We start from the raw sequence: 19863 nt of genomic DNA, 5'->3' as shown, positions 1-19863 counted from the left end.
GGGGGGGGGGGCAGTGTCCGCGTGATCGTGTTGATCTTCGTCGGAAGGTTGTTCGCTTGCAGCTTGTTCGCTTTCGAGCTCGTCGGCATCCGGGTCGATCGGCAGATCGCGAATGACCCGCGGCGGAAACGGTTCGTCGTCCAGGCGAAGCTGCGGGTCTTCCAGATCGCGAATTTCCGAGAGCGGCGGCAGTTCGTCCAGCGATTTGAGATTGAAGTAATCCAGAAAGACGCGCGTGGTGCCGAACAGCGCAGGTTTGCCCGGTACATCGCGATGGCCCACCACGCGAATCCACTCGCGTTCTTCCAACGTCTTGATGATATTGGAGGAGACCACCACACCGCGGATTTGTTCGATTTCCGGTCGTGTGATGGGCTGCCGGTAGGCGATCAACGCGAGCGTTTCCAATAGCGCGCGCGAATAGCGGCTAGGCTTCTCGGTCCACATGCGCGACACCCAAGGATGCACGTCATGGCGAACCTGATAGCGGAAGCCGGAACCGACTTCCTTCAGCTCGACGCCGCGGCCGTTGCAGTCTTCGGCCAGCGCTTCGAGCGCCATCGCGATCTGCGACCGGTCGACGCCGTCTTCCTCGACGAATAGCTCGCTCAGCTGCGCCGCGCTCAAAGGTTGGCTGGCGGCCAGCAGTGCTGCTTCGATAATGGGTTTGAGTTGCTCGATCTGCATGGCCTTGGGAACGGATGCGGATGTCAGGACGAATGACATGTTTTTTTATTCAGTGCCGGACGCAGCGTTTTGTTCTTCGAAAGCGTCGTCACCGGCGATGACTTCGGCCTCTTCTTCGGCCGAGCTGGCGTTAGCCTTGATATAGATCGGCGCCAGCGGTTCTTCTTGCACGATGTTGATCAAAAACTCCTTGGCCAGCTCCAGCATAGCCAGGAAGGTCACCACCACACCCAGCTTTCCTTCGGTGACGTCGAACAGGCTTTCAAAACGATGGAACTGGTCGTCATCCAGACGGCTGAGCAATTCACCCATGCGCTGGCGCACACTCAGCGCCTCGCGTTTGATGGCGTGATGCCCGAACAATTCGGCCCGGTGCATGACGTCCTTGAGCGCCAGCAGCATTTCCTTCAGGTCGAGCGGCGGCGGCAACTTGATCACGTTGCGCTCGCCCACATCGGCCTGCACGGTGACCGTATCGCGCTCCAGCCGGGGCAGGGCGTCGATATCTTCGGCAGCGCGCTTGAACCGTTCGTACTCCTGTAGACGCCGCACCAGTTCGGCACGAGGATCGTCTTCCAGCCCTTCTTCCGCGGGCGGTCTCGGTAGCAACAGCCGCGACTTGATCTCAGCCAGGATCGCGGCCATCAGCAGGTATTCCGCGGCCAGTTCCAGGCGCATCACGTCGCGCATCATCTCGATGTATTCCATATATTGCCGGGTGATTTCGGCGATAGGAATGTCGAGAATGTCGAGGTTTTGCCGGCGGATCAGGTAGAGCAACAGATCCAGCGGTCCTTCGAATGCCTCCAGGATGACTTCCAGCGCATCCGGAGGAATATAAAGATCCTGCGGCATTTGCAGCATTGGTTCGCCGCGCACGATCGCCAGCGGCATTTCCTGCTGCTGCGGAACCCCGGCGAACGCGTCATGCGTTGCTTGTATAGGCTGAGACTCGGTTGGCTCAGTGGTCATCAATGCATGTCGTTGGGCCGCCCGGCGTGGGCTGGCAATTCGTTCTGTTGACGATCAGAACCTTCTTTCGATCCCTAACCGAAGAAAGGTCCGTGCCCGGAATGCCTGGTTTGCAGAGGCGATTCCCATGAAGCCAATCTGCGCGATGCCCAGCCAGGGCGTGCGGTTTCCCGCTATTGCTAGTCCTGATGAAGCCACACTCGTGGTTCGATCAGATGGGCGGTCGCTAGGGCCGGGTCGGTCGCTACTACTCTAGGAACGATCAAGCAGGAACCAAGCGTGACGCCGCCGGCGTCGCCCGCGATTCGTAATGGTTGGCTGAATGCATCGGGTGGAGTCCACCCCGACCGGGGCTCCCGGCGGGTATCCGTACGTGGCTCCACACGCGGGTTACAGATTAGCTGCAGTCCGAGGGCATGTCCAGCAAGCGCTTCAGCTGCCGTAAGGGTTCGCTATCGGGGGTGCTCGCGCGTCTAGGCAAGACGGGGCAGCATGTGACCTAACGCGTCTCCCGCTCATCCTTCCTGCATAGCGAAACACCTGAAATCAGCCTTTGAAACGTAGTTGTAGCAGTGGCATGTGGCTTGCATCATCATATGGCGATATCAGGGGGACATCGACCACGAAGGGTCGGTGCTGGCAAGCGAAGGAGATCGCACCGAAGAGAAGGTGTGACACTCCGGCGCGAGGCAGGACGCTGAAAATATGAGATCCGGGATGGGGTCTTGGCGCGTGGCAGCGACGCTGCGCGGGAGGGATATAAAAGACATGACGACAATGAACGACGATGCCATGGACGATTCCGACAGCGAACATTTGCGCCCCGCGCGCATGCGCATCAAGACCACCGTGCTGATGAGTCATGGAGACGAATCGCATCCGACCGACCTGATCGATATTTCGGCGACAGGCGTGTTGCTGCGCCGTCCGCTCCATTGGGGGGGTAAGCAGGGCGAGAGCTGGGTGCTGGACATGATCTTCGGGCATGACCTGCACATTCACCTGGAAGCCAAGGTGGCGCGCCTCTCCGAAAAACATATCGGCTTCGCCTATACGCACATTCCGGAAGACAAGCAGGTGCCGCTATGGAATCTGCTGGGCGGCTACGCCGACATTCTTGAGATGTGGCACGACGAATAAACGTGTCCAGCCACCCCGCTTGATGCAGGGTGTGCTGTTTCTACGCTTCTATCTGTGCAATATCAGCCGGCCGCGACGGCTTTCTTTTCGTCACGCAGTTCACGACGCAGGATCTTGCCCACGTTGCTCTTGGGCAGTGCATCGCGAAATTCGATCACCTTCGGGCGCTTATAGCCGGTGAGGTTTTCGCGGCAGAACTCCTTGAGTTGTTCCACCGTCAGGTTCGGGTCCTTGCGCACCACGAACAGCTTCACCACTTCGCCCGAATGTTCGTCGGGTACGCCGATGGCAGCCACTTCAGCCACACCTGGGTGCTGCATCACCGTATCCTCGATCTCGTTCGGATAGACGTTGAAGCCCGACACCAGGATCATGTCCTTCTTGCGATCGACGATGTAGATAAAGCCGGCATCGTCCATGCGGCCGATGTCGCCTGTTCGCAGCCAGCCGTCTTCGCTAAGCACCTTGCGCGTTTCGCCCGGCTGGTTCCAGTAACCCTTCATCACCTGAGGGCCCTGGATACAAATTTCGCCGACCTCGCCGATACCTAGCTGCTTGCCATCCTCGTCCTGGATGCTGATCGAGGTGGAGGGAACGGGCAAACCGATCGAGCCGCTGAAGTGTGCGCCATCAACCACGGGATTGATGGTGGCGACTGGAGAACTTTCGGTCATGCCATAGCCTTCGATCAGGGCGCAGCCGGTGACTTTCTCCCATTTCTCGGCGACTGCGCGCTGTACGGCCATGCCGCCGCCAAAGCTCATCCGTAGGCTGGAAAAGTCGATCTGGTCGAAGCCTGGGGTATTCAACAAGCCATTGAACAGCGTGTTGACGCCGGTAATCGCGGTAAAGCGCGTTTTGGCAAGCTCCTTCACGAAGCCCGGCATATCGCGCGGATTGGTGATCAGTAGGCTGCGTCCGCCGAAGCGTAGAAAGATGAAGCAATTACAAGTGAGCGCGAAGATGTGATACAGCGGCAGCGCCGTGATGATGGTTTCTTCGCCCGGTTTGATCTTCGCACCGAACCATGCACCGGCCTGCAGCATGTTGGCGATCATGTTGCCGTGGGTGAGCATGGCACCCTTGGCGACACCGGTCGTGCCGCCGGTGTACTGCAAGAACGCAATATCGTCGTGCCCCATCGATGGGTTTGGCACTTCGTGCCGCGCGCCGCGCGAAAGCGCATCGCTGAAACGCACCGCATGCGGCAGCTCATACGCCGGCACCATCTTTTTGACATGTTTGAGCGCGAAATTGATCAGCACGCCCTTGGCGCCCAGCATGTCGCCAATACCAGTGGTGATGATGTGCTTCACCCCGGTCTCGGCGACGACTTGCTGCAAGGTCGCGGCAAAGTTGTCGAGCACTACGATGGCCTGGGCGCCCGCATCTTCCAACTGGTGCTTGAGTTCGCGCGCCGTGTACATCGGGTTGGTGTTCACCACCACCATGCCGGCACGCAAGGCGCCGAACATGGCGATCGGGTACTGCAGCACGTTAGGCATCATGATCGCGATGCGATCGCCCTTCTTGAGCTTGAGCTCCCCCGTCAGGTAAGCGGCGAACTGGCGGCTGAGCGTATCGATCTCGCCGTAGCTGAGGCTCTTGCCAAAATTGGAGAACGCAGTGCGCTGGCGATAGCGTTCAAAGCCTTCGTCCAGGACGGCAACAACCGATGCGTACTGATTGATGTCGATCTCTGCGGGTACGCCATCCGGATAGTGATTCAGCCACGGACGCAGGTTGCTCATGTTCGATCCAAGCTCCAGTAGTGACAAGCCGATGGTGACGACGACGGGCATCGGGCATCATGCAGGCGAAGCATTGGAGCATACGCCAGCGTATAGCAGCAAGCCGCGTTGCAGCGAGATTAGAGCATGTTGAAAATGAAGCGGATGTTCCTGTTTTTGTGTTTGTCGGCCATGCTGATCCTTGGCGTCGTCGGGTGCCATCGCACGCCCGACGAGGTGCTGATTCGGCAAGCTGTCGATACGGCGGCCAAGGCAACCGAGCAGGTGGATGCGTCCGCGCTCACCGGGCAGCTCACCGATGATTTCGACGGCCACAGCGGCGAGATGACCCGCCAGGACATCGGCAACCTGCTGAGGGTGGCGAGATTTCGCGGCGAAACGTTGCATGCGGTGCTCGGACCGGTGGAAGTCGAACCGCGCGGCGACCGCTACGTTGCGGACTTCACCGTCACGCTGACCAGCGGCGGCAGGCTGTTTCCTTCGGAGTTGGGTGTCTACAAGGTCGAAACAGCGTGGCGCCGGGACGGGCGCGACTGGCGGTGCTACGAAGCCACCTGGACCCAACAGCTTTGATGCGTGATCCCGAACAGAAACGCCGCCTTACGCAGGCGGCGTTTCTGTGCTTTGCGAATCAAGCAGCCGATTACGCGGCTTTTTTGCTGGCCAACTGACGCAGCACGTACTGCAAGATGCCGCCGTGGCGGAAGAACTCGCGTTCCTTCGGCGTCAGGAGCAACACCTTGACGGTGAACTTCTTCTCGCCTTTATCGCCCTTGGCGACCACCGTAGCCTCTTTCGATTCGCCGTCCTTCAGGCCGGTGATCTCGAACGTTTCCTTGCCGGTCAAACCCAGCGACTTGGCGTTCTCGCCATCCTTGAACTGCAATGGCAGCACGCCCATGCCGACCAGGTTGGAGCGGTGGATGCGCTCGAAGCTCTCGGCGATCACGGCCTTCACACCCAGCAGCAGGGTGCCCTTGGCCGCCCAGTCGCGCGAAGAGCCGGTGCCGTATTCCTTGCCGGCCAGCACGACCAGCGGCGTCTTTTCGGCTTTGTATTTCATCGCGGCGTCGTAGATGGCCATCTGCTCACCACTCGGCACGTGCAAGGTATAGCCGCCTTCCACGCCATCCAGCATCAGGTTCTTGATGCGAATGTTGGCGAAGGTGCCACGCACCATTACATCGTCGTTGCCGCGACGTGAGCCGTAGGAGTTGAAGTCTTTCGGTTCCACGCCCTTGGAGATCAGGAAGCGACCCGCCGGGCTGTCTTTCTTGATCGAACCGGCTGGCGAGATGTGGTCGGTGGTGATCGAGTCGCCGAACAGACCGAGCACGTGTGCACCGTGGATGTCTTCGATCTTGCCGGTCTGCATCGTCATGCCGTCGAAGTAGGGCGGGTTCTTGATGTAGGTGGAATCGCTCCACTTGTAGACCGAGCCGTCCGGCGAGGCGATATGGTTCCAGCGTGTATCGCCTTTGAAGACATCGGCGTAGTTCTTCTCGAACATGGCCGGATTGATCGCGCCGGCGATGGTGTCGGAGATTTCCTTGTTGGTCGGCCAGATGTCTTTCAGATACACCGGCTTGCCATCGCTGCCTTCGCCGATCGGATCCTTGGAGAGATCGACATCGAGCGAACCGGCTAGCGCATAGGCCACCACCAGCGGTGGCGAGGCGAGGTAATTCATCTTCACTTCCGGATGCACGCGACCTTCAAAATTGCGGTTGCCGGAAAGCACGGAAGCCACGGCGAGATCGCCCTCGGCGATGCCCTTGCTGATTTCCATGGGCAAGGGGCCGGAGTTGCCGATGCAGGTGGTGCAGCCATAACCGACGATATAGAAGCCGACCTTCTCCAGTTCTTTCAGCAGGCCGGTCTTTTCCAGGTAGTCGGTGACGACCAGCGAGCCCGGGCCGATCGATGTCTTCACCCACGGTTTGGCCTTCAGGCCCTTGGCCGCAGCCTTCTTGGCCAGCAGGCCGGCGCCCAACATCACTGCCGGGTTTGACGTGTTGGTGCAGGAGGTGATCGCCGCGATCACCACCGCGCCGTCACCCAGCATGAAGTTCTCGCCGTTCTTCTGCACACGCACGCCGTTGTTGGTGATGCTGTTGGCCGGATTGCCAATCGCTGCAGCACCACCTTCGTTCTGGAAGCTTCCACCATCGCCGCTGGACTTGCGATTCGCGGTGAGCGGGCCGATGGCGTCATGGAAGCTCTTCTGCACGCCTTCCAGCAGTACGCGGTCTTGCGGACGCTTCGGACCGGCCATGGAAGGTCTTACGTCGGCCAGATTGAGTTCCAGCGTGGTAGTGAATTGGGCGTGCGGGGTGTTCTCGTCATGCCACAGGCCCTGTGCCTGGGCGTAGGCTTTGACCAGTTCGATGTGATCGTCGCTGCGTCCAGACAGGTGCATGTAGTTCAGCGCTTCCTGGTCGACCGGGAAGATGCCGCAGGTCGCGCCGTATTCGGGCGCCATGTTGGCGATGGTGGCGCGATCCGCCAATGGCAAATGCTTGAGGCCGTCGCCGAAGAACTCGACGAACTTGCCCACGACGCCAAGCTTGCGCAGCATCTGCGTCACGGTCAGCACCAGATCGGTAGCGGTGACACCTTCCGACAGCTTGCCGGTGAGCTTGAAGCCAACGACCTGTGGAATCAGCATCGACGACGGCTGGCCCAGCATGGCGGCTTCGGCTTCGATGCCGCCCACACCCCATCCCAACACGCCGATGCCGTTGATCATGGTGGTGTGCGAGTCGGTACCGAACACGGTATCCGGATAGGCCCAACTCTGGCCGTCCTTGTCGGCGGTGAACACCACGCGTGCGAGATGCTCGAGGTTCACCTGATGCACGATGCCGGTGCGCGGCGGCACGACCTTGAAGTTGTTGAACGCTTTCTGTCCCCAGCGCAGGAACGAGTAACGCTCTTGATTGCGTTCGAATTCGATCTCGACGTTTTTCTCCAGCGCTGACTCGGAGCCGTAAACATCGACCTGCACCGAGTGGTCGATCACCAGTTCGGCGGGAGCGAGCGGATTGATCTGGTTGGCGTCACCGCCGAGCTTCACCACCGCATCGCGCATTGCGGCCAGATCGACCACGCAGGGCACGCCGGTGAAATCCTGCAACACCACACGCGCAGGCATGAAAGCAATCTCGGTATCCGGCTCCGCCTTGGGATCCCACTTCGCTACTGCCTCGATTTCCTTCTTGGTCACGCTGACGCCATCTTCGTGACGCAATAGGTTCTCCAGCAGGATCTTCATCGAATAAGGCAAATGCTTGAGATCGAAGTGCTGACCGAGTTTGGTCAGGCTGGCGATCTGGTATGAGCTGCCTTTGACCTTGAGGGTGTCGCGGGTGGCGAATGAATCCAGCATGGGAATAACTCCTGTTGCTTGAAGTCTGGCGGACGCACGAGGTGTAGCTGAGACATGCTAGACCAGGGAGCGTTAGGGGAATTGCAAGGAGGTCCGGCTTGCTTTTGGGGATACCGCAAAGTTTGGGGCAAATCGCAAAGCGCGCAAGCCACTTTGGAGTTATTTCAGCACGATGCCATTGCAAGATTTCGAACGCTGCCGGAAATGCCGCTTTGGATTGCAGCACTTATGGTGCGACTGGCAAAATATGCGGCTGAAATGCTCCAAATAGCGGCATTCGGACGAGGCATTCGCCCTTGTCCAGCCCCATCCACAGGACGAGACCACATGCTCAACGCCTATCGCCAACATGTCGCCGAGCGCGCCGCGCTGGGTATTCCCCCGCTGCCGCTGTCGGCCCAGCAGACCGCCGACCTGGTCGATCTGCTGAAGAATCCGCCTGCTGGCGAGGAAGCAGTCCTTGTCGATCTGATCACCCATCGCGTACCCGCGGGCGTGGACGATGCGGCCAAGGTCAAGGCTTCCTATCTTGCGGCCGTAGCCTTCGGCACCGAGAAGTGCACGTTGATCAGCCGCGAGAAGGCAACCGAGTTGCTGGGTACCATGCTGGGTGGCTACAACATCCATCCGCTGATCGAGCTGCTCGACGACGCACAGGTGGGTGGTATCGCCGCCGAAGCGTTGAAGAAAACCTTGCTGATGTTCGACTCGTTCCATGACGTCAAGGAAAAGGCCGACAAGGGCAATGCAAACGCCAAGTCCGTGCTGCAAAGCTGGGCCGATGCGGAGTGGTTCACCAGTCGACCGGAAGTGCCCAAGAGCCTGACCGTCACCGTGTTCAAGGTGCCGGGCGAGACCAATACCGACGATCTGTCGCCGGCTCCCGATGCCACCACGCGTCCGGACATTCCGCTGCATGCGCTGGCGATGCTGAAGAACAAGCGCGACGGTGCGCCGTTCCAACCGGAAGAAGACGGCAAGCGCGGTCCCATCCAGCAAATCATCGACCTCACCAAGCAGGGCCATTTGGTTGCTTACGTGGGCGACGTGGTCGGCACCGGCTCCAGCCGCAAGTCGGCCACCAACTCGGTGCTGTGGTGGACGGGTGAAGACATTCCCTTCATTCCGAACAAGCGCTTCGGTGGCGTCTGTCTGGGTAGCAAGATCGCTCCGATCTTCTACAACACGATGGAAGACGCCGGTGCGCTGCCGATCGAACTCGACGTCTCCAAGATGGAGATGGGCGACGTAGTCGAACTGCGCCCCTATGACGGCAAAGCGCTGAAGAATGGCGAAGTCATCGCCGAATTCCAGGTGAAGTCCGACGTGCTGTTCGACGAAGTGCGCGCGGGCGGCCGCATTCCGTTGATCATCGGCCGCGGCCTTACCGCCAAGGCGCGCGAAGCGCTGGGCCTGCCGCCGTCGAACCTCTTCCGTCTGCCGCAGAACCCCGTTGATACCGGCAAGGGCTACACGCTCGCGCAGAAGATGGTCGGCCGCGCCTGCGGTCTGCCGGAAGGCAAGGGTGTGCGCCCGGGCACTTACTGCGAACCGGAAATGACCTCCGTAGGTTCGCAGGACACCACCGGGCCGATGACCCGCGACGAGCTGAAAGACCTGGCTTGCCTAGGCTTCTCGGCCGATCTGGTGATGCAGTCGTTCTGCCACACCGCCGCTTACCCCAAGCCCGTCGACGTGAAGACCCATCACGAGCTTCCCGCCTTTATCTCCACACGCGGCGGCATCAGCCTGCGCCCGGGTGACGGCGTGATCCATTCCTGGCTCAACCGCATGCTGCTGCCCGATACCGTCGGCACGGGCGGCGACAGCCACACGCGTTTCCCGATCGGCATTTCCTTCCCGGCGGGTTCCGGCCTGGTCGCCTTCGCCGCAGCCACCGGTGTGATGCCGCTGGATATGCCGGAATCCGTGCTCGTGCGCTTCAAGGGCGAATTGCGCCCGGGCGTGACCCTGCGCGACCTGGTGAACGCGATTCCGCTTTACGCCATCAAGCAGGACCTGCTGACGGTTGCCAAGCAGGGCAAGAAGAACATCTTCTCCGGCCGCATCCTCGAAATCGAAGGCTTGCCGAACCTCAAGGTGGAGCAGGCGTTCGAACTATCCGACGCATCCGCCGAGCGTTCCGCTGCCGGCTGCACGGTGCATCTCAACAAGGAACCGATCATCGAGTACCTCAACTCGAACATCACCTTGCTGAAGTACATGATCGCCCAGGGCTACCAGGACGTCCGCAGCCTGCAGCGTCGCATCAAGGCGATGGAAGCGTGGCTGGCCCATCCGCAGCTGATGGCGCGCGATGCGGACGCCGAGTACGCAGCGGTGATCGAGATCGACCTGGCCGACGTGCATGAGCCCATCGTGGCTTGCCCGAACGATCCGGACGACGTGAAGACGCTCTCCGACGTGGCCGGCGCTGCGATCGACGAAGTGTTCATCGGTTCCTGCATGACGAACATCGGTCACTTCCGTGCCGCGTCGAAGCTGCTGGAAGGCAAGCGCGACATCCCCACCAAGCTGTGGGTGGCTCCGCCGACCAAGATGGATCAGAAGCAGCTCACTGAGGAAGGTCATTACGGCGTGCTCGGTACCGCTGGCGCGCGCATGGAAATGCCGGGCTGCTCGCTGTGCATGGGCAACCAGGCGCAGGTGCGCGAGGGCGCGACGGTGTTCTCCACCTCCACCCGCAACTTCCCGAACCGTCTGGGCAAGAACTCCAACGTCTACCTGGGTTCGGCCGAGCTGGCCGCGATCTGCTCGCGTCTTGGCCGCATTCCGACCAAGCAGGAGTACATGACGGACATCGGCGTGATCAACGCCAACGGCGACAAGATTTACCAGTACATGAACTTCGACAAGATCGAGGACTTCAAGCAGGTCGCCGATACGGTCGAGGCTTAAGCGCGACTTTTTGCGTTCGCTTCCTCTCCCCTTTGGGGAGAGGATGGAGGTGAGGGGCTGGGGCTTGCCCCGATCTTCATTCAGAGCACGCTCCGAATCACCCATTACGCAAGATTGGCCCCTCATCCCAACCTTCTCCTCGCTCCTCAGAGCCGAGCACATCCATGTGCTCTCCCCGCATACCCTCAAAGGGGAGAAGGAGCCGGTGCGTGCTGTCGTTTATGCTTTGCCCAGATACAGCAGCAGGGCGCACGGATGATTTCCACCCAATTGTCGGTAGTTTCGTTGCGCGACCTCACGCTGGTGCAAGCCGTGCACCGGCATGGCAGTTTCAACAGCGCGGCCCGCGCCATGCACATCAGCCCCTCGGGCCTGTCGCATCAGGTGCAAAAGGTGGAGCAAGCACTGGGAACGCCGCTATTCGAACGCGGCGGTCGGCGCATCGTGCCGACGGCTGGTGGTCAGCGTCTGCTGGAACAGATCGATGCCGTGCTGCTGGCCGCGGAGCACTTGCAACAAGCGGCGCGTGCCGGCGCGGTCGCTTTTGGCGGCGAGTTGCGGCTCGGTGTGCCGGTATCGCTCGGGCCCTACTTGCTCCCGCATTTGATCGAACCGTTTCCACAGCATTTTCCAGGCGCGCGTCTCAGTCTCTCCGAAGGTAAACCACGCGGCTTGCTGCGACGTCTGCATGAAGGCGAACTGGACGCCGTGTTGGCGCCACCGGCACCCATTGTTAGCGGCATTACGATGAATCCTTTGTTCTTCGAGCCATGGGAACTGATCATGCGTGCCGATCATCCATTGGCAGGTAAGCGCCAAGTCGCGTTGGATCAGTTAGAGGCTAGCGAGGCGATTCTGATGGCGGAAAGCCATGCCGATGGCGAAGGCTACGTGCAGGATGTGAGTCTGGAGAGTTTGGCCGCACTGGTCACATTGCGTGGCGGTCACGCGCTGGTTCCAGCGCTTGCCCATGATCGCCTGGCATCGATGCCCGATATCGTGCTGGCCAAAATCAAAGGACAGGCGCCAGGGCGGGAGATTGCGCTGTACTGGCGCGAAGCCTCCCCTTGGCGAGCGGAATTACAGGCGTTCGCAGAATTGCTGCGCAGACTGGCGCGTCAACGACCCGGCCTGCGCGTGATCGACGCGCTGCGCTGAATTTAGCGGTTGTCGAGCGTCGTGCCCGTCAGCAGGCCACGCGCCAGCATGCTGCATTGACGACGATGCAGCAGCAGCTGCCATTGCCGTCCACCGATCTGCCGCCACAGCACGGCCGAACGCACTGCGGCCAGTAGGCTGGCGCGTACACGCTCCACCAATGCCGGCTGCTGCAGCCATTGCGGATTGCCGGTGACCATCACGCGCGGCCGCAGCGTGGACAAGGTGCCGGCGTAAAGCTCGGCGAGCCGACTGAAAACTTGCGGTGAATTCAAGCCGAAATGTTCCACCTGTCGCTTGGCGGACACGATGCCTTGTTGCAAATCGTCGAGCAAATCCTTGCGATGGGCGAGGCTGCGTTCCAGGCGCATGATGGTCACCACCATGCGCGTAACCGCCATGTCGCGGCTGCTTTCGTCCAACTGCCCGATCAACGTGCGCAAGCCGAGACGAATGCCAGATACGTTGCCGTACACACCGACCACCGACGGTGCATCGATACGAAACACGCTGGACAGGCTGGCATCCAACGCCAGGTCGTCGCAGCGCCCCTCGTTGGCCAGCTGCTGCGCCAGCGCCGACGCCTGGAACACACCGGCCAGGGCAAGCACGCGTTCTTCATTGATCGCAAAAGCTTTAAACACGCTGGATTACTCTCATTGTTTGATCGTCAAGGCCGCCGAAGGCGGCGTCGGTGGCGGCGATCACTGCACCACCCAGACATTCCTCGTCGGCGTAAAACACTACGGACTGACCGGGCGTGACCGCGCGCTGCGGATCGTCGAAACACACTTCTACCCGATCATTGTGTATGGACACCACGCAGCGTTGATCGTGCTGGCGATATCGCGTCTTGGCGGTGCAGCGGAACTCCCGGGCGGGCGGCGTACCGGCCACCCAGGTGGCGGACTCGGCGACCAGCCGCTGCGACTGTAACCATTCGTTCTCGCCACCCTGCGCCACGTAGAGCACGTTGGCCGCGACGTCCTTGCCGACCACATACCAGGGCTCGCCGCCAGCGCCGTGGCGGCCGCCAATACCCAGGCCGTTGCGTTGGCCCAGCGTGTAGTACATCACACCCTGGTGCTCGCCGATCAGACGACCATCGGGACTGTGCATCTCACCGGGTCGGGCAGGGATGTATTGGGTCAGAAACTGCCGAAAATCGCGCTCGCCGATGAAACAAATGCCGGTGGAGTCTTTTTTTGCATGAGTAGGCAGCGCGGCCTCGCGCGCCATGTCGCGTACTCGCGACTTCTCGATCTCACCGACCGGGAACAGTGTGGCAGCCAGCTGCTGCTGTCCCAGCGCATGCAGAAAATAGGTCTGATCCTTGCCCGCATCGACCGCACGCAGCAAGCGGTAACGGCCATCGACGCAATCCACCCGCGCGTAATGGCCGGTCGCGATTTTTTCCGCACCCAACGCACGGGCTTCGTCGAGAAAGGTCTTGAACTTGATCTCGCGATTGCACAGTACGTCCGGATTGGGCGTGCGTCCGGCGCGGTATTCGGCCAGGAAGTGCTCGAACACACCATCCCAGTATTCGGCGGCAAAATTGCGGGCATGGAAGGGGATGCCCAGGCGACCACAAACGGCGACGGCGTCCTTGCGGTCCGTGTCGGTGGTGCAGGGGCCGCTGCGGTCATCCTCCTCCCAGTTCTGCATGAACAGACCTTCGACCGCGTAACCGGCCTGTTGCAGCAGCAAGGCGGCGACCGACGAATCGACGCCGCCGGATATGCCCAGCATCACTTTCATGACAGGCCACCACCCGGCATCAGGTTCGCCAATACCGATAGCGGCAAGCGCTGGCCGCCGAGCCAGTCGTCGATGCTCATCAGCACCATTGGGCTGCGCAGGCGCTCGCCCAGGTCGGCGATCTCGCGGCGGGTTAGCCATAGCGCACGACGGATGCCGCTATCGAGCGTTTGGTGAGGATCGTGGCGTAACGGCCGGGCGGCAAAGCTGAAACGCACCACGACATCGCCGTGTTCGCTGCTGCGCCATTGATGCACGCCCACCAGATGGGTCAGCTCTACCGTCCAGCCGGTTTCTTCGAGTGTCTCGCGTACCGCCGCCTGCTGCAGGCTCTCGTGGTCATCCAAATGACCGGCGGGTTGGTTATAGGCGAGGCGGCCGTTGACCTCCTCCTCAACCATGAGATAGCGGTCGCCATCGGCAACCACGCATGCCACGGTGACATGCGGGCGCCAGACATCGTTGGAACGGTCAGGGTCTGTCATCTAGGGGTCGAAATGGCCCAGGGCGGGCACTGGAAATGACGTTATTGTGCCATTACATCAAGCGCGACCGACGAAGAGCAGAATCCCCCTAGGCGTATACTGCAGTCGTACAAGCAGGAATCCAAAAAGAAAGCATGGCGAACGAACCCGAACAAGAACACGGCGGTGGACATGGGCTCACCGTTGAAGTATCGAAGCCTGAAGTGGCGCGACCTCCGCTGTTTCAGGTGCTGCTCCTGAACGACGATTTCACGCCGATGGATTTTGTGGTGGAGGTCTTGCGGAGCTTTTTCAGTATGGACCAGGAAAAAGCGGTGCAGATCATGTTGCACGTACACACCCGCGGTAAGGGCGTGTGCGGGGTGTTCACCCGCGAGGTGGCCGAGACCAAGGTTACTCAGGTGAACGAATATTCACGTGCCAACCAGCACCCTCTGTTGTGCACGATGGAAAAGGTTTAAGAGTGTGGTTGTGCGGAGACATTGATCAGACTCTTTTGGCCCCCATCTTGCTTCCAACGCGGTAGAGCCGCCCAACATCGCAATGGAGTAGGTCCGGATGTTCAGCAAGGATCTCGAAGTCACCATCGGCCAGTGCTACAAGCAGGCCCGCGAGCAGCGCCACGAGTTCATGACCGTGGAGCACCTGCTGCTTGCGCTTACCGAGAACCAGTCGGCGCTCGGTGCCCTGCGAGCCTGCGGCGCGGATCTTCCGCGACTCACCCATGAGCTGGAAAAGATCATCGCCGAGACCGTGCCGGTGCTGCCGCACGGCGACGAGCGAGATACCCAGCCCACATTAGGTTTCCAGCGTGTACTGCAACGTGCGGTTTATCACGTGCAGTCGTCCGGCCGTAAGGAAGTGACGGGCGCGAACGTTTTGGTCGCCATCTTCGGCGAGAAAGATTCGCACGCCGTGTATTTCCTGCATCAGCAGGAAATTACGCGCCTGGACGTGGTCAATTACATCTCCCACGGCATCGCCAAGATCGGCGACGAGCCGTCATCGAGCATGCCCGGTGCCGAGCGTGAGGCCGAAGAAGGCGGTGAAGGGAAGGGCAATCCGCTCAATGAATACGCCTCCAACCTCAACGAGCTGGCGCTAGAGGGCAAGATCGATCCGCTGATCGGCCGCCAGGATGAAATCGAACGCACCATCCAGGTGCTGTGCCGCCGCCGCAAGAACAATCCGCTCTATGTCGGCGAAGCCGGCGTGGGCAAGACCGCGTTGGCCGAAGGGTTGGCCAAGCGCATCGTCGACGGCGAAGTGCCGGAAGTGCTGGAAAACGCCACCATCTGGGCGCTGGATCTGGGCGCGCTGGTGGCCGGCACCAAGTATCGCGGCGATTTCGAGAAGCGCCTGAAGGCGGTGATCGGCCAATTGAAGAAGCAGCCTGGCGCGATCCTGTTCATCGACGAAATCCACACCATCATCGGCGCGGGTTCCGCGTCGGGCGGCACGATGGACGCCAGTAACCTGATCAAGCCCATGCTGGCTTCGGGCGAGCTGCGTTGCATCGGTTCCACCACCTTCCAGGAATTCCGCGGCATCTTCGAAAAAGATCGCGCGTTGGCTCGGCGCTTCCAGAAGATCGATGTCGTCGAGCCCACCGTGGCCGATAGCTTCGAGATCCTCAAAGGCCTGAAGTCGCGCTTCGAAGAGCACCACAATGTGACCTACAGCATCGAGGCGCTGAAGGCCGCGGTGGATCTTTCGGTGAAGCACATTCCCGACCGCTTGTTGCCCGACAAAGCGATCGATGTGATCGACGAGGCCGGCGCGCGTCAGCGCTTGCTGCCGGTCGATCAACGCACCGGCAAGGTCGATGTGCCGGAAGTGGAATACATCGTCGCCAAGATGGCCCGCATTCCAGCCAAGCAAGTGTCGGCGTCCGACCGCGATGTGCTGAGGAACCTGGAGCGCAACCTGAAAATGGTCGTGTTCGGGCAGGATCCGGCCATCGAGGCCTTGGCGGCGTCGATCAAGATGGCGCGTTCGGGCCTGGCCGATCCTTCCAAGCCGATCGGCTGCTTCCTGCTGGCCGGTCCCACCGGCGTGGGCAAGACCGAGGTTACCAAGCAGCTGGCGATGCAGCTGGGCATCGAGATGATCCGCTTCGACATGTCCGAGTACATGGAAGCGCACTCGGTCTCACGCCTGGTCGGCGCACCTCCGGGTTATGTCGGCTTCGACCAAGGCGGTTTGCTCACCGAGGCGGTGACCAAGCATCCGCATGCCGTGCTGCTGCTGGACGAAATCGAAAAGGCACATCCGGATGTGTTCAACATCCTGTTGCAGGTGATGGATCGCGGCGTGCTCACCGACACCAACGGTCGCGAAGCGAACTTCAAGAACGTGGTGGTGGTGATGACCACCAACGCCGGCGCGCAGCAGGCATCGCGCCGCGGCATCGGCTTCGTGAAGCAAAACCACTCGATGGACTCGATGGAAGTGATCCGTCGCAGCTTCACGCCGGAGTTCCGCAATCGCCTGGACGCGATCATCCAGTTCAATGCACTGGATTTCGATCACATCCTGCGCGTGGTCGACAAATTCCTGATCGAACTGGAATCGCAGCTCAGCGAGAAGCATGTGAGCCTGGACGTGGATGCCGATGCCCGTCGCTGGTTGGCGGAACACGGATTCGATCCGCAGATGGGTGCCCGTCCGATGGCTCGCGTCATCCAGGAGAAGGTCAAGCGCGTGCTGGCCGATGAGCTGTTGTTCGGCAAGCTGGCCGACGGCGGCAAGGTATTGCTGAGCGTGCGGGACGGCGAGCTACAGGTGAACACCGAGGCAGCGGAGTCCGTGCCGGCTGCTGTGTCCTGAGCTAGCGGTTTCAGAAGAAACAAAAAAAGCCGCGCACCTGCGCGGCTTTTTCATTGAGCGGCGAAAGCTGCCGAATCGCTTACTTCATGCGGTAAGTGATGCGACCCTTGGTCAGGTCATAAGGCGTCATTTCCACCTTGACCTTGTCTCCCGTAAGGATGCGGATGTAGTGCTTGCGCATGCGGCCCGAAATATGGGCGGTAATCACGTGGCCGTTTTCCAGCTGCACGCGAAACATGGTGTTGGGCAGGGTCTCTTGGACCGTACCTTCCATTTCGATGACGTCGTCTTTGGCCATGCGTTCCGGCGTTCGCGCAGGCCACCATGGCCGCGTAAGCCGTCGATTATGCCACGGATCCGGGTGGGGTCAAAGAAGTGTTAAGCGAAGTGTTCGTCCAACTTGCGCCTAATTTCCTGTTCGATCATGCCTTTAAGGGGCGAAAGCAGCATTCCGAGCCGTGCGCTCACGTGGATTTCATCGCTGCCTACGGCAATCTTGCCGCTGATACCGGGGCGCTCGAACGCGAGGGTGTCGTTCTGCCACTCGCTCGTGATGTCGAATTTTTGGCGCATGCGTGCAGCAACTTGATCGACCAGGGCATGGGCCTCCGCGTGGGACAGGCGATGCGGGCGGCGGATGTCGATGCTGGGCATGGTCGGACTCATCATGTGGGCTGAACATGATAAAGCGTTATGCGTGTCGATAGATCCTGCGCTTCTGATAGAGTCGCGCCGTCACGCTGTCGGTCACTTCATGCGCATCGAGTTTCCCCATTCCACCCGCGCCGGTTTCCCCTGGAAACAGGCACTGCTGCGCATCGGTAGTGACCCTGACAACGACTTGATCCTTGCTGGGGGGCAGTCGGCTCCTCATCACCTACGCATTCGCATCGACGCTCGCGGCTGGGTGCTGGACGTGCTGCCCGATGCCACGCGTGTGTATGTCAATGCGCGACCGGTGCGCGAGCGCGCCATCCTCCGTTCCGGCGACATGTTGAGCGTGGGCGATTGCCGCATGCTGCTTTGCGCGGACGAGGCACCTGAAGGGCGCGCGTCGCCCGATATGCCGGAGCAGGAGCGTTGCACAGTCGCGCTGCGCGCCGTCGCAGGGCCGCTTTCCGGGCAGGTGCTGCCTTTGTGTGACCGTCTCGAGCTCGGGCCGTATGGGCGCTTGCCGCTTGATCTTCCCCAAGGGGAAAACGCTGCGCTGGTGATCTTCTGGCGGGATGGTCAGCTGCGGCTGGAGACCGAGCAACTGCTCGACTCGCGCTACTCGGTACGCGTCAATGGGGTTGCCACCCAACAGACTGTGCTGCTGCCCGGCGATCAGATAGGCATCGGCATGCATCGCTTCCTGATCGATGCCCCTGGCCTGGAACCCGAGCCCGAGATCGTGATGCCCGAGCCGCCGCATGAGCTGCTGCCGGAAGATGCCGCCGGTCCACGCGGCGAAGTCTGGTGGCTGATCGCCACGGCAGCGGTCCTCGCGCTCGGCATAGCTCTGCTCTTGCTGATCCATTTCTGACAAGTCCTAAGCACTTCCTTGTATCCCGTTGACGATGTGTTGCTGCGGCGCGGCATAATGCATCGATCATCCACGACGGGAAGCAGGGCGTGAGCAGGGTATGGAATTTCAGCGCAGGTCCGGCGGCGCTGCCGCTACCGGTACTCGAACGCGCGCAGCGCGAGCTGCTCGACTGGAGCGGCAGCGGCGCCTCGGTGATGGAGCAATCCCATCGCGGCAAGCGCTTTGCCGCCATGGCTGCACAAGTCGAGGCCGATCTGCGTGAGTTGATGCGCATTCCTGCCAACTACGCCGTGCTGTTCGAGCAGGGTGGGGCGACCCAGCATTTCGCGCAGATTCCGATGAACCTCGCCCGCGAAGGCGATAGCGCGGATTACATCGTTACCGGTCACTGGAGCGAGAAAGCGGCCAGCGAAGCAGCGCCCTATGTGCGGGTCAACGTGGCGGCGACCAGCAAGGCCGACAACTACCTGCGTATGCCGGCGCGGGATACGTGGAAGCTCGATCCCGCTGCGAGCTATGTGCATATCGCCACCAACGAGACCATCCACGGTGTGGAGTTCCAGGACATTCCCGATGTGGGCGACGTCCCGCTGGTTGCGGATATGTCATCGGATATCTTGTCCGGCCCCATCGATATCAGCCGCTTCGGGCTGATCTACGCCGGTGCGCAGAAAAATATCGGGCCGTCCGGTCTGGTACTGATGATCGTGCGCCGTGATCTGCTGGAAAGGCAGGGCCGGCCGATGGCAAAGATCTTCCGTTACGCCGAGCACGCCGCCCACGATTCGATGCTCAACACGCCCAACACCTGGGGCTGGTATCTCGCCGGCCTGACCTTCCAATGGTTGAAGGAGAACGGTGGCCTGGAAGCGATGGCCGAACGCAATCGCGCCAAAGCCACGTTGCTCTACGACACCATCGATGGATCGGGAGGCTTCTATCGCAATCCGATCGATCCGCCGGTGCGCTCACGCATGAACCTGCCGTTTACCTTGCACGACAGTGCGCTCGACGCATCTTTTCTGCAGGAATCGGAAGCCGCCGGCTTGTTGGCGCTCAAGGGGCACAAGGCGTTGGGCGGCATGCGTGCGTCGCTCTACAACGCCGTGCCGCTGGAGGCCGTGCAGGTACTGGTCGCCTTTATGCGCGACTTTGCCCGCCGACACGGCTGATCCACGGCGCCTGATACGGACAATCCGTCGCGTTTCAGGCACTATGTGTTTTGAATTCAGACTTCTTTACGCT

The 19863-nt window shown here is 60.7% G+C and carries 17 protein-coding genes; 8 read left to right on the top strand and 9 right to left on the bottom strand.

Features of this window, described 5'->3' with window-relative positions:
- Both scpB and QQL64_RS06375 read right to left on the bottom strand, forming a co-directional pair.
- The coding region (scpB, locus tag QQL64_RS06380; RefSeq protein ID WP_284399673.1) for an SMC-Scp complex subunit ScpB at nt 1-687 on the bottom strand (687 nt) is incomplete at its 3' end.
- Between the two features lie 45 nt (nt 688-732).
- The gene (locus tag QQL64_RS06375) at nt 733-1659 is read right to left on the bottom strand and encodes a segregation and condensation protein A (RefSeq protein ID WP_404601019.1); all 927 of its coding nucleotides are present in this window, start codon (nt 1657-1659) and stop codon (nt 733-735) included.
- 768 nt (nt 1660-2427) lie between these two features.
- Between QQL64_RS06375 and QQL64_RS06370 the strand changes: the two genes are divergently transcribed.
- The gene (locus QQL64_RS06370; protein ID WP_284397197.1) at nt 2428-2799 is read left to right on the top strand and encodes a PilZ domain-containing protein; all 372 of its coding nucleotides are present in this window, start codon (nt 2428-2430) and stop codon (nt 2797-2799) included.
- A 62-nt stretch (nt 2800-2861) separates the two neighbouring features.
- On the opposite strand, the gene QQL64_RS06365 is transcribed toward QQL64_RS06370, so the two are convergent.
- Nucleotides 2862-4550 carry a long-chain-fatty-acid--CoA ligase gene (locus tag QQL64_RS06365; RefSeq protein WP_284399670.1) on the bottom strand — a complete coding sequence of 563 codons (1689 nt, stop codon included), beginning with the start codon at nt 4548-4550 and terminating at the stop codon, nt 2862-2864.
- Nucleotides 4551-4676: 126 nt separating this feature from the next.
- Here QQL64_RS06365 and QQL64_RS06360 point away from each other — a divergent pair, with 126 nt between their 5' ends.
- Nucleotides 4677-5123, top strand: coding sequence for a hypothetical protein (locus QQL64_RS06360; RefSeq protein WP_284397195.1), 447 nt, complete (start codon nt 4677-4679; stop codon nt 5121-5123).
- Nucleotides 5124-5193: 70 nt separating this feature from the next.
- On the opposite strand, the gene acnA is transcribed toward QQL64_RS06360, so the two are convergent.
- Entirely contained in the window at nt 5194-7938 is a 2745-nt protein-coding gene (gene acnA / locus QQL64_RS06355; protein ID WP_284397192.1) for an aconitate hydratase AcnA, read from the bottom strand.
- Between the two features lie 327 nt (nt 7939-8265).
- Between acnA and acnB the strand changes: the two genes are divergently transcribed.
- Together acnB and QQL64_RS06345 are read left to right on the top strand one after the other, a co-directional pair.
- Nucleotides 8266-10857: a bifunctional aconitate hydratase 2/2-methylisocitrate dehydratase gene (gene acnB / locus QQL64_RS06350; protein ID WP_284397189.1), complete on the top strand. Its 2592-nt coding sequence runs from the start codon at nt 8266-8268 to the stop codon at nt 10855-10857.
- A gap of 255 nt (nt 10858-11112) precedes the next feature.
- Entirely contained in the window at nt 11113-12015 is a 903-nt protein-coding gene (locus tag QQL64_RS06345) for a LysR family transcriptional regulator (RefSeq protein ID WP_284397186.1), read from the top strand.
- 2 nt (nt 12016-12017) lie between these two features.
- Here the strand turns inward: QQL64_RS06345 and hflD are convergent, their stop codons facing one another.
- From hflD to QQL64_RS06330, 3 genes are read right to left on the bottom strand one after another with little or no spacing between them, the layout of a single operon-like run.
- On the bottom strand, nt 12018-12641 hold the full coding sequence (gene hflD / locus QQL64_RS06340) for a high frequency lysogenization protein HflD (protein ID WP_284399667.1): 624 nt from the start codon (nt 12639-12641) through the stop codon (nt 12018-12020).
- Nucleotides 12642-12651: 10 nt separating this feature from the next.
- A complete protein-coding gene (mnmA, locus tag QQL64_RS06335; protein ID WP_284397185.1) occupies nt 12652-13776 on the bottom strand; it encodes a tRNA 2-thiouridine(34) synthase MnmA in 1125 nt (374 codons plus the stop codon).
- A complete protein-coding gene (locus QQL64_RS06330; protein WP_284397184.1) occupies nt 13773-14261 on the bottom strand; it encodes an NUDIX hydrolase in 489 nt (162 codons plus the stop codon). Before QQL64_RS06330 ends, mnmA begins: the two co-directional genes overlap by 4 nt.
- A gap of 134 nt (nt 14262-14395) precedes the next feature.
- Between QQL64_RS06330 and clpS the strand changes: the two genes are divergently transcribed.
- A complete protein-coding gene (gene clpS / locus QQL64_RS06325; RefSeq protein ID WP_284397182.1) occupies nt 14396-14722 on the top strand; it encodes an ATP-dependent Clp protease adapter ClpS in 327 nt (108 codons plus the stop codon).
- A 97-nt stretch (nt 14723-14819) separates the two neighbouring features.
- Nucleotides 14820-17090, top strand: coding sequence for an ATP-dependent Clp protease ATP-binding subunit ClpA (clpA, locus tag QQL64_RS06320; protein WP_284397179.1), 2271 nt, complete (start codon nt 14820-14822; stop codon nt 17088-17090).
- A gap of 79 nt (nt 17091-17169) precedes the next feature.
- Here clpA and infA read toward each other — a convergent pair whose 3' ends face one another.
- Together infA and QQL64_RS06310 are read right to left on the bottom strand one after the other, a co-directional pair.
- Nucleotides 17170-17388 (bottom strand): translation initiation factor IF-1, encoded by a 219-nt coding sequence (infA, locus tag QQL64_RS06315; RefSeq protein ID WP_019466733.1) that lies wholly within the window; start codon nt 17386-17388, stop codon nt 17170-17172.
- An 80-nt stretch (nt 17389-17468) separates the two neighbouring features.
- Nucleotides 17469-17744 (bottom strand): polyhydroxyalkanoic acid system family protein, encoded by a 276-nt coding sequence (locus QQL64_RS06310; RefSeq protein ID WP_284397108.1) that lies wholly within the window; start codon nt 17742-17744, stop codon nt 17469-17471.
- Nucleotides 17745-17844: 100 nt separating this feature from the next.
- On the opposite strand from QQL64_RS06310, the gene QQL64_RS06305 reads away from it, so the two are divergent.
- Nucleotides 17845-18615, top strand: coding sequence for an FHA domain-containing protein (locus QQL64_RS06305; protein WP_284399665.1), 771 nt, complete (start codon nt 17845-17847; stop codon nt 18613-18615).
- A gap of 89 nt (nt 18616-18704) precedes the next feature.
- Nucleotides 18705-19790 (top strand): 3-phosphoserine/phosphohydroxythreonine transaminase, encoded by a 1086-nt coding sequence (serC, locus tag QQL64_RS06300; protein ID WP_284397106.1) that lies wholly within the window; start codon nt 18705-18707, stop codon nt 19788-19790.
- Nucleotides 19791-19863 lie beyond the last annotated feature (73 nt).

The organism is Dyella lipolytica, from assembly GCF_030160075.1.
Classification (GTDB): domain Bacteria; phylum Pseudomonadota; class Gammaproteobacteria; order Xanthomonadales; family Rhodanobacteraceae; genus Dyella_B; species Dyella_B lipolytica.
The sequence above is the reverse complement of the archived record's forward strand: the minus strand, read 5'-3'. Positions and strand labels throughout refer to the sequence as shown.

What these genes read in the sequence shown, in the direction of transcription:
- QQL64_RS06330 (WP_284397184.1), bottom strand. Translation starts at nt 14,261, where the DNA reads ATGACAGACCCTGACCGTTCCAACGATGTCTGGCGCCCGCATGTCACC.
- QQL64_RS06360 (WP_284397195.1), top strand. Translation starts at nt 4,677, where the DNA reads ATGTTGAAAATGAAGCGGATGTTCCTGTTTTTGTGTTTGTCGGCCATG.
- acnA (WP_284397192.1), bottom strand. Translation starts at nt 7,938, where the DNA reads ATGCTGGATTCATTCGCCACCCGCGACACCCTCAAGGTCAAAGGCAGC.
- mnmA (WP_284397185.1), bottom strand. Translation starts at nt 13,776, where the DNA reads ATGAAAGTGATGCTGGGCATATCCGGCGGCGTCGATTCGTCGGTCGCC.
- infA (WP_019466733.1), bottom strand. Translation starts at nt 17,388, where the DNA reads ATGGCCAAAGACGACGTCATCGAAATGGAAGGTACGGTCCAAGAGACC.
- QQL64_RS06310 (WP_284397108.1), bottom strand. Translation starts at nt 17,744, where the DNA reads ATGCCCAGCATCGACATCCGCCGCCCGCATCGCCTGTCCCACGCGGAG.
- QQL64_RS06345 (WP_284397186.1), top strand. Translation starts at nt 11,113, where the DNA reads ATGATTTCCACCCAATTGTCGGTAGTTTCGTTGCGCGACCTCACGCTG.
- QQL64_RS06370 (WP_284397197.1), top strand. Translation starts at nt 2,428, where the DNA reads ATGACGACAATGAACGACGATGCCATGGACGATTCCGACAGCGAACAT.
- acnB (WP_284397189.1), top strand. Translation starts at nt 8,266, where the DNA reads ATGCTCAACGCCTATCGCCAACATGTCGCCGAGCGCGCCGCGCTGGGT.
- QQL64_RS06305 (WP_284399665.1), top strand. Translation starts at nt 17,845, where the DNA reads ATGCGCATCGAGTTTCCCCATTCCACCCGCGCCGGTTTCCCCTGGAAA.
- clpA (WP_284397179.1), top strand. Translation starts at nt 14,820, where the DNA reads ATGTTCAGCAAGGATCTCGAAGTCACCATCGGCCAGTGCTACAAGCAG.
- QQL64_RS06375 (WP_404601019.1), bottom strand. Translation starts at nt 1,659, where the DNA reads ATGACCACTGAGCCAACCGAGTCTCAGCCTATACAAGCAACGCATGAC.
- QQL64_RS06365 (WP_284399670.1), bottom strand. Translation starts at nt 4,550, where the DNA reads ATGAGCAACCTGCGTCCGTGGCTGAATCACTATCCGGATGGCGTACCC.
- clpS (WP_284397182.1), top strand. Translation starts at nt 14,396, where the DNA reads ATGGCGAACGAACCCGAACAAGAACACGGCGGTGGACATGGGCTCACC.